The organism is Serratia sp. M24T3 (assembly GCF_000257645.1).
Taxonomy (GTDB): domain Bacteria; phylum Pseudomonadota; class Gammaproteobacteria; order Enterobacterales; family Enterobacteriaceae; genus Rouxiella.
Map to the genome: position 1 here is coordinate 1 of NZ_AJHJ01000056.1, position 15,021 is coordinate 15,021.

Consider the following 15,021-nt stretch of genomic DNA (forward strand, 5'->3'; position numbering starts at 1 on the left):
GAAAGATAGGGGTAAATACCCTATAGATTTCGAGCTGTAGGAAGATTTCAAGTGAGTGAATCCCCATGAGTTTACACAAGTAAGTGATTGGGGTGAATGAGCGCAGAAAGCCCACCTACCGTTTGAAAGATAGGGGTAAATACCCTATAGATTTCGAGCTGTAGGAAGATTTCAAGTGAGTGAATCCCCATGAGCTTACACAAGTAAGTGATTGGGGTGAATGAGCGCAGAAAGCGCACCTACAGTTTGAAAGATATGGGTATTAGCTGCCAAATACAGTTTCCGTTAACGATAGAGAGCTACTCTCCCGCATACGGGCAATCTCATCGCTTGGCGTCACACCAAAATAGCGTTTAAACTCTCGGCTAAACTGTGACGCACTCTCATAACCCACGCTCAACGCTGCACTGCTGGCCTTCACACCGTCATAAATCATCATCGTCCGCGCTTTGTGCAGTCGATAATTTTTCAAGTATTGCAGCGGCGAGGTGCTAGTTACTGCCTTGAAATTGTGATGAAACGCCGAAACGCTCATGTTTACATCGCTGGCGAGCTGCTCAACGCTGAGCGGCTGGGCATACTGATTTTCAATTTTACGCAGTGCTTTCGCTATCTGGCTGAAATGGGTGTGGCGATTAACCAACGCCTGCAACGCCCCGCCGTTCTCACTGGTCAGAATAAAGAACAGGATTTCGCGGATAATTTGCGGGCCTAGTACTTTGGCACGCAGCGGTTTGTCCATCACGTCAAGCAAACGCTCACTGGCGCAGAGAATATCTTCATCAAGCAGTCCCGAGGTGATCCCTGAAGACTGATCCGGCTGATGCGGGAAACCTTCGTCGCCCATTTCAATCAGCAAATCCTGCAACATAACCGGGTCGATACGAATCGACACGCCAGTAACCGGTCGCTCGGGCGTGCCAAACGTCTCACACTCAAACGGCAGCGGAACGGTGAGCATCAGATAATTTTTGGGATCGTAGGAGAAAGTTTTATTGCCCAGATAGCCTATTTTGCTGCCCTGAAAAACAATGGTAACGCTCGGGTTATACATTACCGGTTGGCGAGCATGGTAGCTTGAGTAACACATAAGAGTCGCCTGTGGTACGCTCGACTGAAACTTTTGCGAACTCTCAGTAAGAAGCTCAACTTTTTTTGCCAGCTCGGCGCACAGGCTTTCAACATCTTGCATCACTCTTCTCCGATAAAAAACGAACTGGCAATAATTTTGCCATATTCTCGGATTTTTCTATACCGGCTTACAGGATCAGGCAAGTTTTAAACAGGAATGTGCATCAAACAACAGGATACTTCCTGCCACACTAGGGCATCGAGCTGGTCAATGACGGTTTTCAGATAAATACCTGAAAATGAATCATTAGCAATTTCAGCGGAATGGCTATTCGTTTACTAAACTTACCCAATCAGGCAATAAATGCGTGGATTACGCATTCCCCCAACAGGAGAAATTTATGTCAACGCAATCCATCATAAAGCTTAACGACGGCAACCGGATTCCTCAACTTGGTCTCGGTGTCTGGAAAGCCAGTAACGACGAAGCGACGCATGCAGTAGCTACTGCGCTAAACGCAGGTTATCGCCATATTGATACGGCTGCGGCGTATAAAAATGAGCAAGGCGTCGGTAAAGCCTTGCAGGAAACCAGCATTGCTCGCGACGAGATTTTCGTCACCACCAAGCTGTGGAATGACCAGCAACTGTATGCGCAAAAAGCGCTGGAAGAGAGTCTTGAGAAGCTGAAACTCGACTACGTCGATCTCTATCTTATTCACTGGCCGCTGCCAGATCAGGGCAACTACGTAGAGTCCTGGAAACAGCTGTTAAAATTGAAAGAGCAAGGTCTGGCGAAGAGCGTTGGCGTGTGTAATTTCCATATTCCACACCTGCAACGCCTAATTGATGAAACCGGCGTAGCGCCAACGGTTAACCAGATTGAGCTTCACCCTTCACTGGCCCAGCGCCAGCTTCATGCCTGGAATGCCACACATCGTATTGCTACTGAATCCTGGAGTCCGCTGGCACAGGGCGGCGACGGCTTGTTTGATCAAGAGCTTATCCAGAAATTAGCGAAAAAATACGATAAAACTCCAGCACAGATTGTTATCCGCTGGCATCTAGATAACGGTTTGATTGTTATACCAAAATCGGTTACGCCAAAACGTATCCATGAAAACTTCGAAGTGTTTGATTTCAAGTTAGAGAAAGAAGAACTGGCCGAGTTTACCAAGCTTGATACCGGTAATCGTTTAGGGCCAAATCCTGAAGATAAACTGAATTTCTGATCCAGGAGTTCCCAGAGCATGACACACTGCTATTGTTAATAGTGTGTCATGTTTCAAAGTCGGGGATATCAGCAAAACAAATGCTAATCGCCGCAGATTAGCATTCCATCTGCAATAGCTCTTCCAAACTCACTTTCGCCTGATAATCAAAGTTATCGAATCCAAAACCATTCAATGCATTAAACTCTTCGAGATAACCGGCAAAATCGCCTATTTCTTTAAAATTTTCAGCCGTGATTTGCTTTCTATAGGCTTCAACGGCAGTTTGTACATCGCTGCGTAACTCCCAATCGTCAATGCGAATCAAACGTGAAGCATCAGTCACTACCGGCCCAAGTGCAGGGTAAAGTCGAGTAAACATCAAACGATGCATTTGCTCAATGCAGGTTTCGTGCAGACGCTTTTCCTTCATAACCTGATAGAGCAAGGTAATATATAGTGGAAAAACAGGGATATAGGCACTTGCTTTTGTCACTAATGCCTTGCATACGGCAACATACGCCTCGCCATTAATTTTTGTAAGTTGAGTGTTAAGCTGGTCTGCCGTGGCGTGTAAATGCTCTTTGGCCGCACCTAAGGATCCGTCTTTATACAGTGGATAGGTAGATTCTGGGCCGATGTAAGAATAGGCAACAGTCTTAAAACCTTCAGCAAGAACGTCAGCTTGAGTCAGCGTGTCTATCCACAACTTCCAATCCTCTCCACCCATCACTTTTACCGTGTCCTGCAGCTGCTGATCGCTGACTGGAGACAGTGTTTGAGTGCACAGACTCTGCGTTTCAAGATTGAAGCTTTGACCTGAAAACTCGTCGCCCTTCACACCTAGCGTAGAGCAATATTTAACACCGTCAGGCGCAGTACGGACTCCAGCTGCCAGCGAATAAACAATCATATCAATTTTGCCGCCAAACTCGGCACGAACAAAATCAATGACTTGCTCACGCATGGAGTCAGAGAATGCATCACCTATAAAATTCTTGGCAATCAAACCTTTTCGCTCGGCTGCTTGCTTAAAGTGAATGTTATTATACCAACCCGCAGTCCCTACCCCTTTTTCGCTCGGCCCTTTCTCGAAAGAAATACCAATCGTGTCAGCACCACCGCCAAAAGACAGCGCAATGCGCGATGCCAGACCATAGCCAGAGGAAGCACCAATCACCAACACTTTTTTAGGACCATTAATGGTTTGGGCAGTTTCGATAAAGTCGATTTGTCTTTGAACGGTTTTTTGTAATCCAATCGGGTGGCAATTTTTGGCAATATTTTCTTTGATAATCGGCAAAATAATCATCTTACGCCTCTCTTGAAACAGGTTGAGGCGGCAGCACAGTAGCAATACCTTTTATCACTGCATCACCATGCTGATTAACACAGGTTGTGCTCAAGCGAACCCGTTTTCTCTCAAGATCAATCTCGATTACCTCAATATGAGCAGTGATGGTATCGCCAATGAAGGTTGGTTTTATAAATTTTAGTTCCTGGCCTAAATATATAGTCCCGGCACCAGGCAATTCACTCGCCAAAGCTGCAGATATAAGACCACTAACCAATATACCGTGCACTACTCTATTTTTAAAAACACTTAATTTACCCGCCTCCTCATCAATATGAACGGGATTCATATCACCACTCGCTTTTGCAAAGCTTAACACATCGGCATCAGATATTGTTTTGGTAAAACTCGCTGACTGACCTACAGAAAGCTCTAATATTGTATAAGGCATTTCTTTAAACCATCCATTTAACGTAATCAATTAGCATTAAGGTAATCCTTTTTTATTGGTATTAAAATGGGTTGAGTTAAAAAAATACATTAATTTAAAATCAATTAATAACCAGAAATTAATTGATAGAGTGTTTTTTCAAAAAATAAAACCAACAGCTTACGACTTTCAAGCTCAGCCGCCTTGTGTTAGCTTATCCAATAACTAAAAAGCATAGCAAACCGCTATAATTAAATAAAATTAAAACCTAAGTGATGCAACCAAACAATTAACAGGCCATTAATTGTGAAGTAAGCCCCCATAATAAGCGGTTTTATTTAAATTAAGTAATTTATATTTTAATAATTTTTAAATTAACGGAGTTATTATTGTGGACAATATTGAAGTCGTCATTTTAGACGCAGCCAGAACCGCTGTAGGTTCCTTTGCAGGTTCTTTGGCAGGCGTTCCCGCCACCGAGCTTGGCGCTACCGTTATCAAAGCATTGCTTGAAAAAAACAACATAAGCCCATTAGAAGTGGATGAAGTTATTATAGGTCAGGTTTTAACTGCAGGATGTGGGCAAAATCCGGCTCGCCAAACGTTAATTAACTCCGGCATCCCTGAGTCAGCTTCGGCTCTGACTATCAATAAAGTCTGTGGCTCAGGTCTTAAATCCCTCCAGCTTGCATATCAGGCTTTAAAAAACGGTGACGCAGATTTAATTATTGCGGGTGGTCAGGAAAATATGAGTATGGCACCACATATTCTTCCAGGCTCAAGAAACGGCAAAAAAATGGGTGACTGGACACTGCAAGATACCATGGTTAAAGACGGACTGTGGGAAGCGTTCAATAATTACCATATGGGGATGACGGCCGAGAATATCATTGATAAATATCATATAACGCGCCTGGAACAGGATGAGTTTGCTTTATCTTCGCAGCATAAAGCCGCAAAAGCGCTAGAAACAAATCGCTTTGCCAGTGAAATAATTCCTGTTGAAGTTACAAGGCCGCGTAAAGACCCGCTTATCTTTAAAAGCGATGAATTTCCGCGTCCCCAAACAACCCTTGAAGGGTTATCTGCACTGCGACCGGCTTTTAAAAAAGAAGGAAGCGTGACTGCAGGTAATGCCTCAGGCGTCAATGATGGCGCAGCCATGGTGATTCTCACTACGGCCAAAAAAGCTAAAGAACTCGGTATTACACCTCTTGCCCGCATTGTGGCTTTTGCCAGTGCCGGGGTTAGTCCTGAATTAATGGGAACCGGCCCTATCGCAGCCTCTCGCAAAGTTCTCGAAAAATCAAATTGGAGCATCGACGATCTCGACCTGATTGAATCCAATGAGGCTTTTGCAGCCCAGGCCATTTCGGTTAACCGTGAAATGGGTTGGGACACAACGAAAGTCAATGTCAATGGAGGTGCAATTTCACTAGGCCATCCTATCGGCGCATCCGGCACACGGATCTTCGTTTCACTCATACATGAGATGCAGCGTCAGGACCTCAAAAAAGGCCTTGCCACGCTGTGCATCGGTGGTGGTATGGGCATCTCTGTCACCATTGAAAGAGACTGATCTTTTCTTCTGCTTTAAATAAATTAAACATAAAAATCAGGTAATTAAGTCATGAAAAAAGTAGCAGCAGTCACCGGTGGCATTCGTGGTATTGGCGCAGCAATATGCAAAAAATTGCTGACTGAAGGTTTTAGTGTAGTTGCTGTTGACATTGATCCGGTCAAAAATGGTGCATGGCTCGACGAGCAAAAAAAAGCAGGCTTTGAAAATGCCGATGTAATGACCTGCAATGTGTCCGATTTTGACCAGTGTCAGGCAGTGGTTAGCGAAATAATTACTAAATATCAACACATTGATGTTTTAGTTAATAATGCTGGAATCACTCGCGATGCCAGTTTTAAAAAAATGAGCCAAGAAAACTGGAACGATGTTATTCAGGTTAACTTGAACAGCCTTTTTAATATGACTAAACCGGTCATTGATAATATGCTGGCCAATGGCAGTGGCCGCATCATTAATATGTCTTCCATCAATGGCCAAAAGGGGCAATTTGGTCAAGCTAATTACTCTGCTGCAAAAGCAGGTGTTCATGGTTTTACCAAAGCACTCGCCCAGGAAGTCGCGAGAAAAAATATTACTGTAAATACTATTTCTCCAGGTTATATCAATACAGAAATGATGCAAAATATTCCTACTGAAATACTGGATGGGATTAAAGCACAAATTCCCGTTGGCCGTCTTGGTGAGCCAACTGAAATTGCCGAGCTTATTGCATTCCTGATTAATGAAACCTCAGGATACATCACTGGCTCGAACATTTCTATAAACGGTGGTCAACACATGAGTTAAATATCAGGTCCATTTTTAACCTGGTATCAACAATGGCCTTTTGCCTATAAGTACATAGAGTTCACCTGATAGTTTCATTTACTAAATGGCTATCAGGTCCCCATTTAAGGTTTGTCGTAAATGTTGGAATCCCTTGAGTCATTTGTCGAATTAGCAAGAAATAAATCAGGAAAAATAATAGCCGTAGCCGCAGCTGAAGACTCACACGCCCTTGAGGCTATTAAATTAATTATTGAACAACGCTTGGGTAAAGCTATTTTAATCGGTTGTCGTGAAAAAATAGTCAATATTTCAGCGTCTATTTCATTCAATATCGAGAATGTCGAGATTATTGATATACCTGACAAAATGCTCGCCTGTGAAAAAGCTGTAGCATTAGTCAAACAGGGAAACGCAGACATTTTGATGAAAGGTCTGGTGGATAGCTCAATTTATCTACGTGCCATCTTGAACAAAGAACATGGGATTTGCCAATCGAGTCTGGTTACACAGATTGCTTTTATTCAAAGCCCCTATTATCACAAGCTGTTCGCAGCTACCGATGCCGGAATCAACATCGCTCCCACCTTGAGTGATAAAGAAAAAATGCTTAGGCAGTCAGTCGACATATTTCATCTTTTAGGGATAAAAAAACCCAAAGTTGCAGTCATCGCGGCGGTTGAACGCGTCACTAAAGCAATTCCTGCAACTCAGGACGCCGACATGCTTAGTCAAAGTATTTACGCTGACTGCGTGGTCGAAGGTCCGCTGTCCATTGATCTTGCCTTCAGCTTTGAATCCTGTGAACACAAGGGAATATCATCCAGGGTTGGAGGTGATGTTGACCTGATCCTGCTGCCCGAGATCAACAGCGCCAACGTATTTTACAAAACGATGACACAACTTGGCGCTGCAAACAGTGCCAGTTTTTTGACAGGCACCTCGGCCCCGGTTGTTTTCACCTCTCGTTCTGATTCAGCCAAAACCAAGTACTTTGCAATTGCCTGTGCTATCGCCCAATGCAAAAGTTAAGTCACAGGAAAATACTATGAATATATTGGTGATTAATCCGGGGTCTACCTCTACAAAATTAGCCGTATATAACAATCTTACTCCCCTTTTCTGCCACTCGATTAACCACAGCGCTTCAGACCTTGCACCCTTCGAAAGTATTGCAGCACAGAAGGATTTTAGAAAGCAGATCATCCTCAACATGCTTAAAGAGCACGGGTATGGGCTGGAGGATATTGAACATTTTGTAGGCAGAGGTGGATTGGTCAAGAATCTGCAAAGCGGAGTGTACCGTATCAACAAGGCTTACCTTAAAGATGCCAATGAAGGGGTGAATGGTCAGCACGCATCTAACCTGGGCGGGATTTTAGCCTATGAACTGGCTAAAGAAGCTAACGAGAGCAACGAGGCCTATACCGTTGATCCTGTTGTGGTCGACGAGTGCGAACCAATCGCCAAAATCTCGGGTATGCCATTGATATCAAGAGTACGAGCTTTTCATGCGCTCAATCACAAAGCTGTAGCTCGTCGCTATGCCACGGAAATAGGCAAACCCTATGAAGAACTCAGTTTGATCGTGGCACATTTAGGCGGTGGGATCAGCGTGGGCGTACACCAGAAAGGCCGTATCGTTGACGTTAACTCTGCACTTGGCGGAGATGGGGCTTTCTCTCCCGAACGCGCAGGTGGGATCCCGCCTTTAAACCTGCTGGAGATGGCATTTTCCGGTAAATACAGTTATCAGGAACTCTACAAACAACTCATTGGTGAAGGCGGCGTTTACGCTTATCTGGGGACCAAAGATATCCGGGACGTTGAATCAATGATCAGAGATGGCAGCAAACCAGCAAAATTAGTGCTTGAAGCAATGGCTTATCAGATTGCAAAAGATATCGGTGCATCAGCCACAGTATTAAAGGGGAAGGTAGACGCGATAATCATCACCGGTGGAATTTCTTACAGTGTGAAAGTGACGGAGCTTATAAAGCAAAGCATTGATTTTATTACACCTAACGTTGTCATTTACCCAGGCGAGGATGAAATGCTTGCCTTGGCACAGGGAGTCTGTGACACCGTCAACGGTAGTCGCCCTATTTTGACTTATTGATGTGCACAAATTCGGTTATTACCTTGCTTTATAGTCTTTTAATTCGATAAAAATAAGCAAAGTTAAGGAAAATAAATGAAGAGCCAAAAAATAACTATTGCTACACAAACCTATTCAACGTCAGAGAAAGGGGTTATTCATCTTTCGTTTAAAAATGAGGCAGTTTCAATTGAAGATGCAACTTTTCAACTTGACCTGCCTTTGGCACAAAAGCTAGTGGCCAACTTACAATTTTGTATATCAGGATTGTTATTGGAGTCCGAATATAAGTAGTGATGACCAATAAATCGCTTCAAAGAGAGCTCATCAAGAACGGCATAGTGTGCCGTTCAACTAAGTCATCGAGCCTCTAAAACACTCGGCTATTTTTAAGGGAATGTGGAGGGTTGTACGACCATTTGCCCCATCGAGCCGCGATCGGCTAGCTCCAGCGTCTGGCTGTAGTAGAAAAACGGGAAATGATCGTAAGATGGCTGATTCAGGTACACCAGCAGCTCGACTTCGCCGTCTACCCATACCGTGTCCTTGAAACCGGCATCCTCCACCAGCGGGGAAGCGCCGTTAACCGTTTTAACCATGAAGGTTACCCCCTGAACATGGAAAGGTTGCGGCAAATCGGCATGAATAGTCCACCGCTCCCAGGTTCCCTGCATTGCCTGCACGTCAGTTCTGGAAGGGTCAAACACTGCACCGTTGATCCCCGGTTGATTATCGCCCAGACGGAATTCGCGGCTGCGCACCACATTACCGGTAATCAGCTGATCGGCCAGCAGGCGCATCGGCAGATTGTCGGTCACCAACGGCAGCAACCCTGTAGGTTTCAGCGTTAACACGATGGTCGAAACCAGAATGCTCGACGGCTGGAACAGGCCTCGCAGGCGATCCATTATTCCGGCAGCTTCACCGGCAGAAATAGACACTTCATCGCCTTGGGACATATCCACCAGCACCTCCCTTCGCTCACCAGGAGCCAAAGACAGCCGCTGCACGCCAACCGGTGCTGGCAAGAAGCCTTGATCGGAGGCGATAACGTGGAAGGGGCGATTGTCGGTCAGCGTTAGTTCATAGCGACGGGCATTGGACGCATTGAGCAGGCGCAGACGCACCCAACCGCGCGAAACCTGTACAAACGGGCTTTGCACGCCGTTAACCAGCATGGTGTCGCCAAAAAATCCGCCGCTGGCCGGTGTGTCGTACTGCGGCACGCCGAAGTTATCCAGTCGCTTGTCCTGAATAATGATCGGAAAATCATCTACGCCGTAGTGATTTGGCAGTGGCAGACTCTTGCTGACATCATCTTCTACCAGCCACATTCCCGCGAGTCCGTTATAGACCTGCGGTGCCATATGGCCGGGGGTATTGGCGTGATACCAACAGGTTGCCGCAGGCTGGCGAATAGGCAACACCGGAGACCAGTCGCTACCGGCCGACATCAAACGCGCGGCACCGCCCGTAAGCGTTCCGGGAACTTGCAGACCGCTGATGGTCATGGATGCCGGTGAAGGCAGGCGGTTACTGTAGATGAGTTTGACGTCGTCGCCGTTGAAAACGCGCACGGTAGGGCCAAGATACATGCCGTTAAATCCCCAGACTGGCGCTTTATTACCGCCCAGGAATGCCCAGTGTGCTTGCTGAAGGGTTAAAAAGAGCGGCTGACCACGGCGAGATTCAATCAGCGGAGGCACAGGTAAAACGGGCTGCGCTCCGCTTGCATTTGCCCTCAGCGGCAACGATCCAGCGGCCAAAGCCATTCCAGATGCCTGTAAAAAACTGCGACGACTGAGGGACATATCTTCTCCATGGGAACAAATTCAAAGCTCAAATTATCCCGCTGACCTTCAATGGTGGCGGACGCTAAATAATCATCGGCTGATGAGAGGCAATATATGCTCGCTCATAAAGCTGTGATTAGAATTCCGTTATTTTTTTACTTTCATCTCGGCTTCGCGCCTTGCCACTTCTGCATCTAATTGGGCTATTTTCTCGCCCATTATTTGATGACAGTGTTGCGATAATTCGCGCAGGCGCTCTTTTCCATATTGCGTGGTGTCAATCGGCGGCAACATCTCGACAATCGCCAGGCCATTATTCAAACGGTTCAGCTTTATTTTATTGCTGGTGCTGGATACACAGATCGGCACGATAGGCACGCCCGCAGCAATTGCCGCGTGGAAGGCTCCAGTTTTAAAAGGCATCAAACCACGGCCACGGCTGCGCGTACCTTCCGGGAACATCCAGATTGAGACGTTTTTCTTTTTGATCTGACTGACAACCTGCGAGATGGTGCCATGCGCTTTGGCGCGGTTGTCACGGTCAATCAGCAGATTACCGGCCAGCCAGTACAGCGGACCAAAAAACGGGATCCATATCAGGCTTTTTTTGCCCACGGTCACGGTTCTAGGCTGAACAACCGCCGCCGCCGTCACCATGTCGTAATTGTTCTGGTGATTGGCAATATAAATGCAGTTACCGTAATGCGCCGCTTCTGCAGGAATACGCTTTTCAACCTTGAGGCCAAATATCGGTGCCAGTCCGCCAAAAAGATGGCCGAAAGTCGCTACATGTTTTGGATTTCTTGGGCTGAAAAGGCAGTAAATCGAACCGAAAATGCATAACAGAATTGAGAAAACCACAACATAAATAAAGCGAAAAATAAATAACATAACACCCTCTTAAGCATACAACCGAAGTCAAACAGAGTCTGACCCTGCCGTTCCCTTGCCGCTGGGCTATTCTCGTGCCTCAGCAGTCTCTATACAATATTTATTCTTAACCCGGAGAGGGTTTTTATTAATTCAACCAATGAAGTTTGCAACAAAGATAGTTTATTTGTGTATAAACCCAAAGTCATTAGCCTGGCCGCAAACACAACCAAGACAATTCAGGGCACCTGAGTGCCCTGAATGAATAGACTTACTCTTCACTTTCTCCGACCGATGGACGAGTCGGGCCATCGACTTCAACCCTGTCGATACGCTGTAATCCACGCGGCAACAGAGTGCCCTTACGGCCACGCTCGGCGCGGAATTTCTGCAAATCTTCAGGACGCAGGGTCAGCTTGCGCTTACCAACGTGCAGCGTAATAGAGGTCTGCGGAGCCAGCACCAGCAACCACGCCAGCTTGTCGGCGCCCGACGCCGCGTCAGCAGAAGGGATCGAGACAATCTTGTTGCCTTTGCCTTTCGACAGTTGCGGCAAATCGGCTACCGGGAACAGCAGCATACGTCCTGCACTGGTTATCGACAGCAGCATTTCATCGTCACCCAGCAGCTCGATAGGTGCCAGTGCAGTGGCGTTTTCTGGCAGGCTAATCATGGCCTTACCAGCACGGTTACGTGCGACTAAATCATTGAATGTGCAGACGAAACCATAACCAGCATCGGAAGCCATCAGCAGTTTCTGGTCATCGGCGGCCATAAGTACCTGTTGAATCGTCGCGCCAGGCGGCGGCGTCAACTTGCCGGTCAGCGGCTCGCCCTGCCCTCTGGCAGAAGGTAAGGCGTTGGTGTCCAGCGCATAGCTGCGACCGGTGGAGTCAATAAACACCACTGGCTGGTTGCTTTTCCCTTTTGCGGCGCTGCGGAAACTGTCTCCTGCCTTGTAACTCAGGCCACTGGGATCGATATCATGACCCTTGGCGCTGCGCACCCAACCCATTGCGGACAGCACCACGGTTACGGGTTCCGATGGGATAAAGTCGCTTTCGCTCATCGCCTTGGCTTCGCCACGCTCAATAATTGGCGAACGACGATCGTCACCGTAGGCTTCGGCATCGGCCTGAATTTCTTTGCGAATCAGCGTGCTAAGCTTGCGTTCCGAGGCCAGCAGAGCCTGTAGCTGATCGCGTTCTTTTGCCAATTCGTCCTGTTCGCCGCGAATTTTCATCTCTTCGAGCTTGGCCAAATGACGTAATTTCAATTCCAGAATCGCCTCAGCCTGAGTTTCGCTAAGCGCAAAACGCTCCATCAACACCGGCTTGGGTTCATCTTCACTACGAATAATATGAATGACTTCGTCGATACTGAGGAAGGCAATCAGTAAACCTTCCAGGATATGCAGGCGTTTCAGTACTTTATCGAGTCGGAAATTCAGACGACGGCGAACAGTATCACGGCGATAAGACAACCATTCGGTGAGGATTTCCACCAACCCTTTAACCTGCGGGCGGTTGTCCAGACCGATCATGTTCATGTTGATTCGATAGCTGCGCTCGAGATCGGTGGTCGCAAACAGGTGATTCATCACCTGATCCAAATCGACACGATTCGATCGCGGCACGATAACCAGCCGAGTCGGGTTTTCGTGATCCGATTCGTCGCGAAGATCTTCCACCATTGGCAGCTTTTTGGCGCGCATCTGGTTGGCAATCTGTTCCAGCACCTTGGCACCGGAAACCTGGTGCGGCAACGCAGTGATTACCGCATCGCCGTCTTCTTTTTTCCACAGCGCACGCATGCGAACCGAGCCTTTGCCGGACTCATAGATTTTACGGATCTCGCTGCGTGGGGTAATGATTTCCGCTTCTGTCGGGAAGTCAGGCCCTTGAACGAATTCCAGCAAATCTTCCAGCGTACTGCCCGGTTTCTCTAGCAAGGCAACTGCGGCGTTGGCTACTTCACGCAGGTTATGCGGCGGAATATCGGTCGCCATGCCCACGGCGATACCTGTCGTGCCGTTAAGCAAAATATTTGGCAGTCGTGCAGGCAGCATTTTCGGCTCCTGCATGGTGCCGTCAAAGTTTGGCACCCAATCAGACGTTCCCTGCCCCAGCTCACGCAGCAGCACTTCGGCATATTTTGACAGGCGTGACTCGGTATAACGCATAGCCGCGAACGATTTCGGGTCATCCGGCGCACCCCAGTTCCCCTGTCCGTCAACTAACGGATAGCGATAGGAGAAAGGCTGCGCCATCAGTACCATCGCTTCATAGCAGGCGCTGTCGCCGTGCGGATGGTACTTACCCAACACGTCACCCACGGTACGTGCCGATTTCTTGAATTTAGCGTTATTGCTGAGACCCAGCTCAGACATGGCGTAGATAATGCGGCGCTGTACTGGCTTCAGCCCGTCGCCTATATAAGGCAGTGCCCTGTCCATGATGACGTACATGGAATAGTTCAAATAGGCATTTTCAGTAAACGTATGCAGCGCTAAACGCTCTGTTCCGTCATGAGTCACTTCACTCATTACTTTTTATCCTCAGACTCGCGGCACTGTTGTGCAGGAAAATAAACGTTCTGGAAAATAAGGAGGCCCGCTTGCAGACACGCACGGGCGCTGTCGCACAGGGCGATGATGTCCGCGATAGTACATCATATGGCGTATTGCTGTCACAGATGCTGTGTTCGGGTCGCGCAGGGAATGTGCGAACAGCGGGTAATTAGTCGATAACACCGCCAGATTATTGCTGCATGAGCAACAGTATTGTGCGCTAGCGCACATTTTTCAATGTAATGAACTCAGGTACAATCCTCTCAACAGTTTATTTACGAGGTCTATGCCATGAGCAACATATTGATTATCAATGCCGGAAAAACCTTCGCCCACTCCAAAGGCGCACTTAACATCAGCCTGACTGAAGTTGCCGACACTTTTCTGCGCGATGCAGGCCACGAGGTTCGCGTTACTAACATTGAGCAGGGTTACGACGTTGCGGCCGAAGTGCAAAGCTACCTTTGGGCCGATGCCATCATTTATCAGATGCCCGGCTGGTGGATGGGTGCGCCATGGACGCTGAAAAAATACATCGATGAAGTCTTCACTGAAGGCCACGGCAGCCTGTATGCAAGCGATGGTCGTACCCGTTCGGACGACTCGAAAAAATACGGTTCAGGCGGCCTGATCCAAGGCACCGCCTACATGCTTTCCGTCACCTGGAATGCCCCGCTGGAAGCGTTTGAAGATAAAGGTCAGTTCTTCCACGGCGTGGGCGTAGACGGTGTTTATCTGCCGTTCCACAAAGCCAACCAGTTCCTGGGAATGGATACCCTGCCAACCTTTATGTGTAACGACGTGATCAAACAGCCGGACATTGCAGGCTATTTTGCTAACTATCGCGCGCACCTGGAAAACGTATTCGGTCAAGCTGAAAAACCTGAGTAAAACCTGAGTTTGGCAAACCCTGCATTTATTGCCACACTCAGGGTGCACCATTCATGTGAGTAAAGAAGTTTCTAAGGCTCACAAATTTAAAGGGAAATCGAGGTTTTTATGATAACCGTTATCGCTGAAATCATCATTAAGCCGGGCCGTCGCGATGCTGTACTGGAAAAAATTACCCAGTTGCTGCCGAGCGTACTCGAAGAAAAAGGCTGCCATCGCTACGAGCCTTTTCTCGATGTCAAAGGGCAAATCCCCTGGCGTCAAAGTGCGCCAAACTCGATCTTTATGATTGAGGACTGGGAGAGTCTGGCTCATCTGGAAGATCATCAGCAGGCGGCACATATGCACGCACACCGCGAAAATATCAAAAGCGATGTAGTGAATGTGAAGATCAATATTATTGAGAAAGTCTGATTTATTTCTGAGTTTACATTCAGAAGAAACCTT

Annotated in this window: 15 protein-coding genes; 9 read left to right on the top strand and 6 right to left on the bottom strand. The window is 47.3% G+C overall.

All coding sequences use genetic code 11. The features are described from left to right. Positions 1-262: 262 nt before the first annotated feature. Positions 263-1,192, bottom strand: a complete 930-nt coding sequence (locus SPM24T3_RS23290; protein WP_009639299.1) for an AraC family transcriptional regulator — start codon at positions 1,190-1,192, stop codon at positions 263-265. Between the two features lie 280 nt (positions 1,193-1,472). On the opposite strand from SPM24T3_RS23290, the gene dkgA reads away from it, so the two are divergent. Further along, positions 1,473-2,303: a 2,5-didehydrogluconate reductase DkgA gene (gene dkgA, locus SPM24T3_RS23295; RefSeq protein WP_009639300.1), complete on the top strand. Its 831-nt coding sequence runs from the start codon at positions 1,473-1,475 to the stop codon at positions 2,301-2,303. Positions 2,304-2,400: 97 nt separating this feature from the next. Here dkgA and fabV read toward each other — a convergent pair whose 3' ends face one another. Next, on the bottom strand, positions 2,401-3,594 hold the full coding sequence (gene fabV, locus SPM24T3_RS23300) for an enoyl-ACP reductase FabV (RefSeq protein ID WP_009639301.1): 1,194 nt from the start codon (positions 3,592-3,594) through the stop codon (positions 2,401-2,403). A gap of 1 nt (position 3,595) precedes the next feature. Continuing rightward, positions 3,596-4,027, bottom strand: a complete 432-nt coding sequence (locus SPM24T3_RS23305) for a MaoC family dehydratase (RefSeq protein ID WP_009639302.1) — start codon at positions 4,025-4,027, stop codon at positions 3,596-3,598. 370 nt (positions 4,028-4,397) lie between these two features. Between SPM24T3_RS23305 and SPM24T3_RS23310 the strand changes: the two genes are divergently transcribed. From SPM24T3_RS23310 to SPM24T3_RS23330, 5 genes are all read left to right on the top strand, one after another. After that, positions 4,398-5,585: an acetyl-CoA C-acetyltransferase gene (locus SPM24T3_RS23310; RefSeq protein ID WP_009639303.1), complete on the top strand. Its 1,188-nt coding sequence runs from the start codon at positions 4,398-4,400 to the stop codon at positions 5,583-5,585. A gap of 51 nt (positions 5,586-5,636) precedes the next feature. Further along, a complete protein-coding gene (gene phbB, locus SPM24T3_RS23315; RefSeq protein WP_009639304.1) occupies positions 5,637-6,374 on the top strand; it encodes an acetoacetyl-CoA reductase in 738 nt (245 codons plus the stop codon). A gap of 120 nt (positions 6,375-6,494) precedes the next feature. Beyond that, positions 6,495-7,385 (top strand): phosphate acyltransferase, encoded by an 891-nt coding sequence (locus tag SPM24T3_RS23320; RefSeq protein ID WP_009639305.1) that lies wholly within the window; start codon positions 6,495-6,497, stop codon positions 7,383-7,385. A gap of 16 nt (positions 7,386-7,401) precedes the next feature. Beyond that, entirely contained in the window at positions 7,402-8,472 is a 1,071-nt protein-coding gene (buk, locus tag SPM24T3_RS23325) for a butyrate kinase (protein ID WP_009639306.1), read from the top strand. Between the two features lie 75 nt (positions 8,473-8,547). Next, positions 8,548-8,745 carry a hypothetical protein gene (locus SPM24T3_RS23330; protein ID WP_009639307.1) on the top strand — a complete coding sequence of 66 codons (198 nt, stop codon included), beginning with the start codon at positions 8,548-8,550 and terminating at the stop codon, positions 8,743-8,745. Between the two features lie 95 nt (positions 8,746-8,840). On the opposite strand, the gene ftsP is transcribed toward SPM24T3_RS23330, so the two are convergent. From ftsP to parC, 3 genes are all read right to left on the bottom strand, one after another. After that, positions 8,841-10,262 (bottom strand): cell division protein FtsP, encoded by a 1,422-nt coding sequence (gene ftsP, locus SPM24T3_RS23335; RefSeq protein WP_009639308.1) that lies wholly within the window; start codon positions 10,260-10,262, stop codon positions 8,841-8,843. Between the two features lie 129 nt (positions 10,263-10,391). After that, a complete protein-coding gene (locus SPM24T3_RS23340) occupies positions 10,392-11,135 on the bottom strand; it encodes a 1-acylglycerol-3-phosphate O-acyltransferase (RefSeq protein WP_009639309.1) in 744 nt (247 codons plus the stop codon). 250 nt (positions 11,136-11,385) lie between these two features. Next, positions 11,386-13,659: a DNA topoisomerase IV subunit A gene (gene parC / locus SPM24T3_RS23345; RefSeq protein ID WP_009639310.1), complete on the bottom strand. Its 2,274-nt coding sequence runs from the start codon at positions 13,657-13,659 to the stop codon at positions 11,386-11,388. Positions 13,660-13,730: 71 nt separating this feature from the next. On the opposite strand from parC, the gene SPM24T3_RS26075 reads away from it, so the two are divergent. The 3 genes from SPM24T3_RS26075 (at position 13,731) to SPM24T3_RS23355 (ending at position 14,988) form a co-directional block, all read left to right on the top strand. Then, a complete protein-coding gene (locus SPM24T3_RS26075) occupies positions 13,731-13,856 on the top strand; it encodes a hypothetical protein (RefSeq protein ID WP_255346535.1) in 126 nt (41 codons plus the stop codon). Between the two features lie 118 nt (positions 13,857-13,974). Beyond that, entirely contained in the window at positions 13,975-14,574 is a 600-nt protein-coding gene (locus SPM24T3_RS23350) for an NAD(P)H-dependent oxidoreductase (protein WP_009639311.1), read from the top strand. Positions 14,575-14,682: 108 nt separating this feature from the next. Continuing rightward, positions 14,683-14,988 (top strand): putative quinol monooxygenase, encoded by a 306-nt coding sequence (locus SPM24T3_RS23355; protein WP_009639312.1) that lies wholly within the window; start codon positions 14,683-14,685, stop codon positions 14,986-14,988. The last annotated feature ends 33 nt before the right edge of the window (positions 14,989-15,021 follow it).

Excerpts from the sequence above, each read along its gene's own strand:
- SPM24T3_RS23290 (WP_009639299.1), bottom strand. The coding sequence starts at position 1,192 with ATGCAAGATGTTGAAAGCCTGTGCGCCGAGCTGGCAAAAAAAGTTGAG.
- dkgA (WP_009639300.1), top strand. The coding sequence starts at position 1,473 with ATGTCAACGCAATCCATCATAAAGCTTAACGACGGCAACCGGATTCCT.
- fabV (WP_009639301.1), bottom strand. The coding sequence starts at position 3,594 with ATGATTATTTTGCCGATTATCAAAGAAAATATTGCCAAAAATTGCCAC.
- SPM24T3_RS23305 (WP_009639302.1), bottom strand. The coding sequence starts at position 4,027 with ATGCCTTATACAATATTAGAGCTTTCTGTAGGTCAGTCAGCGAGTTTT.
- phbB (WP_009639304.1), top strand. The coding sequence starts at position 5,637 with ATGAAAAAAGTAGCAGCAGTCACCGGTGGCATTCGTGGTATTGGCGCA.
- SPM24T3_RS23320 (WP_009639305.1), top strand. The coding sequence starts at position 6,495 with ATGTTGGAATCCCTTGAGTCATTTGTCGAATTAGCAAGAAATAAATCA.
- buk (WP_009639306.1), top strand. The coding sequence starts at position 7,402 with ATGAATATATTGGTGATTAATCCGGGGTCTACCTCTACAAAATTAGCC.
- SPM24T3_RS23330 (WP_009639307.1), top strand. The coding sequence starts at position 8,548 with ATGAAGAGCCAAAAAATAACTATTGCTACACAAACCTATTCAACGTCA.
- ftsP (WP_009639308.1), bottom strand. The coding sequence starts at position 10,262 with ATGTCCCTCAGTCGTCGCAGTTTTTTACAGGCATCTGGAATGGCTTTG.
- SPM24T3_RS23340 (WP_009639309.1), bottom strand. The coding sequence starts at position 11,135 with ATGTTATTTATTTTTCGCTTTATTTATGTTGTGGTTTTCTCAATTCTG.
- parC (WP_009639310.1), bottom strand. The coding sequence starts at position 13,659 with ATGAGTGAAGTGACTCATGACGGAACAGAGCGTTTAGCGCTGCATACG.
- SPM24T3_RS23350 (WP_009639311.1), top strand. The coding sequence starts at position 13,975 with ATGAGCAACATATTGATTATCAATGCCGGAAAAACCTTCGCCCACTCC.
- SPM24T3_RS23355 (WP_009639312.1), top strand. The coding sequence starts at position 14,683 with ATGATAACCGTTATCGCTGAAATCATCATTAAGCCGGGCCGTCGCGAT.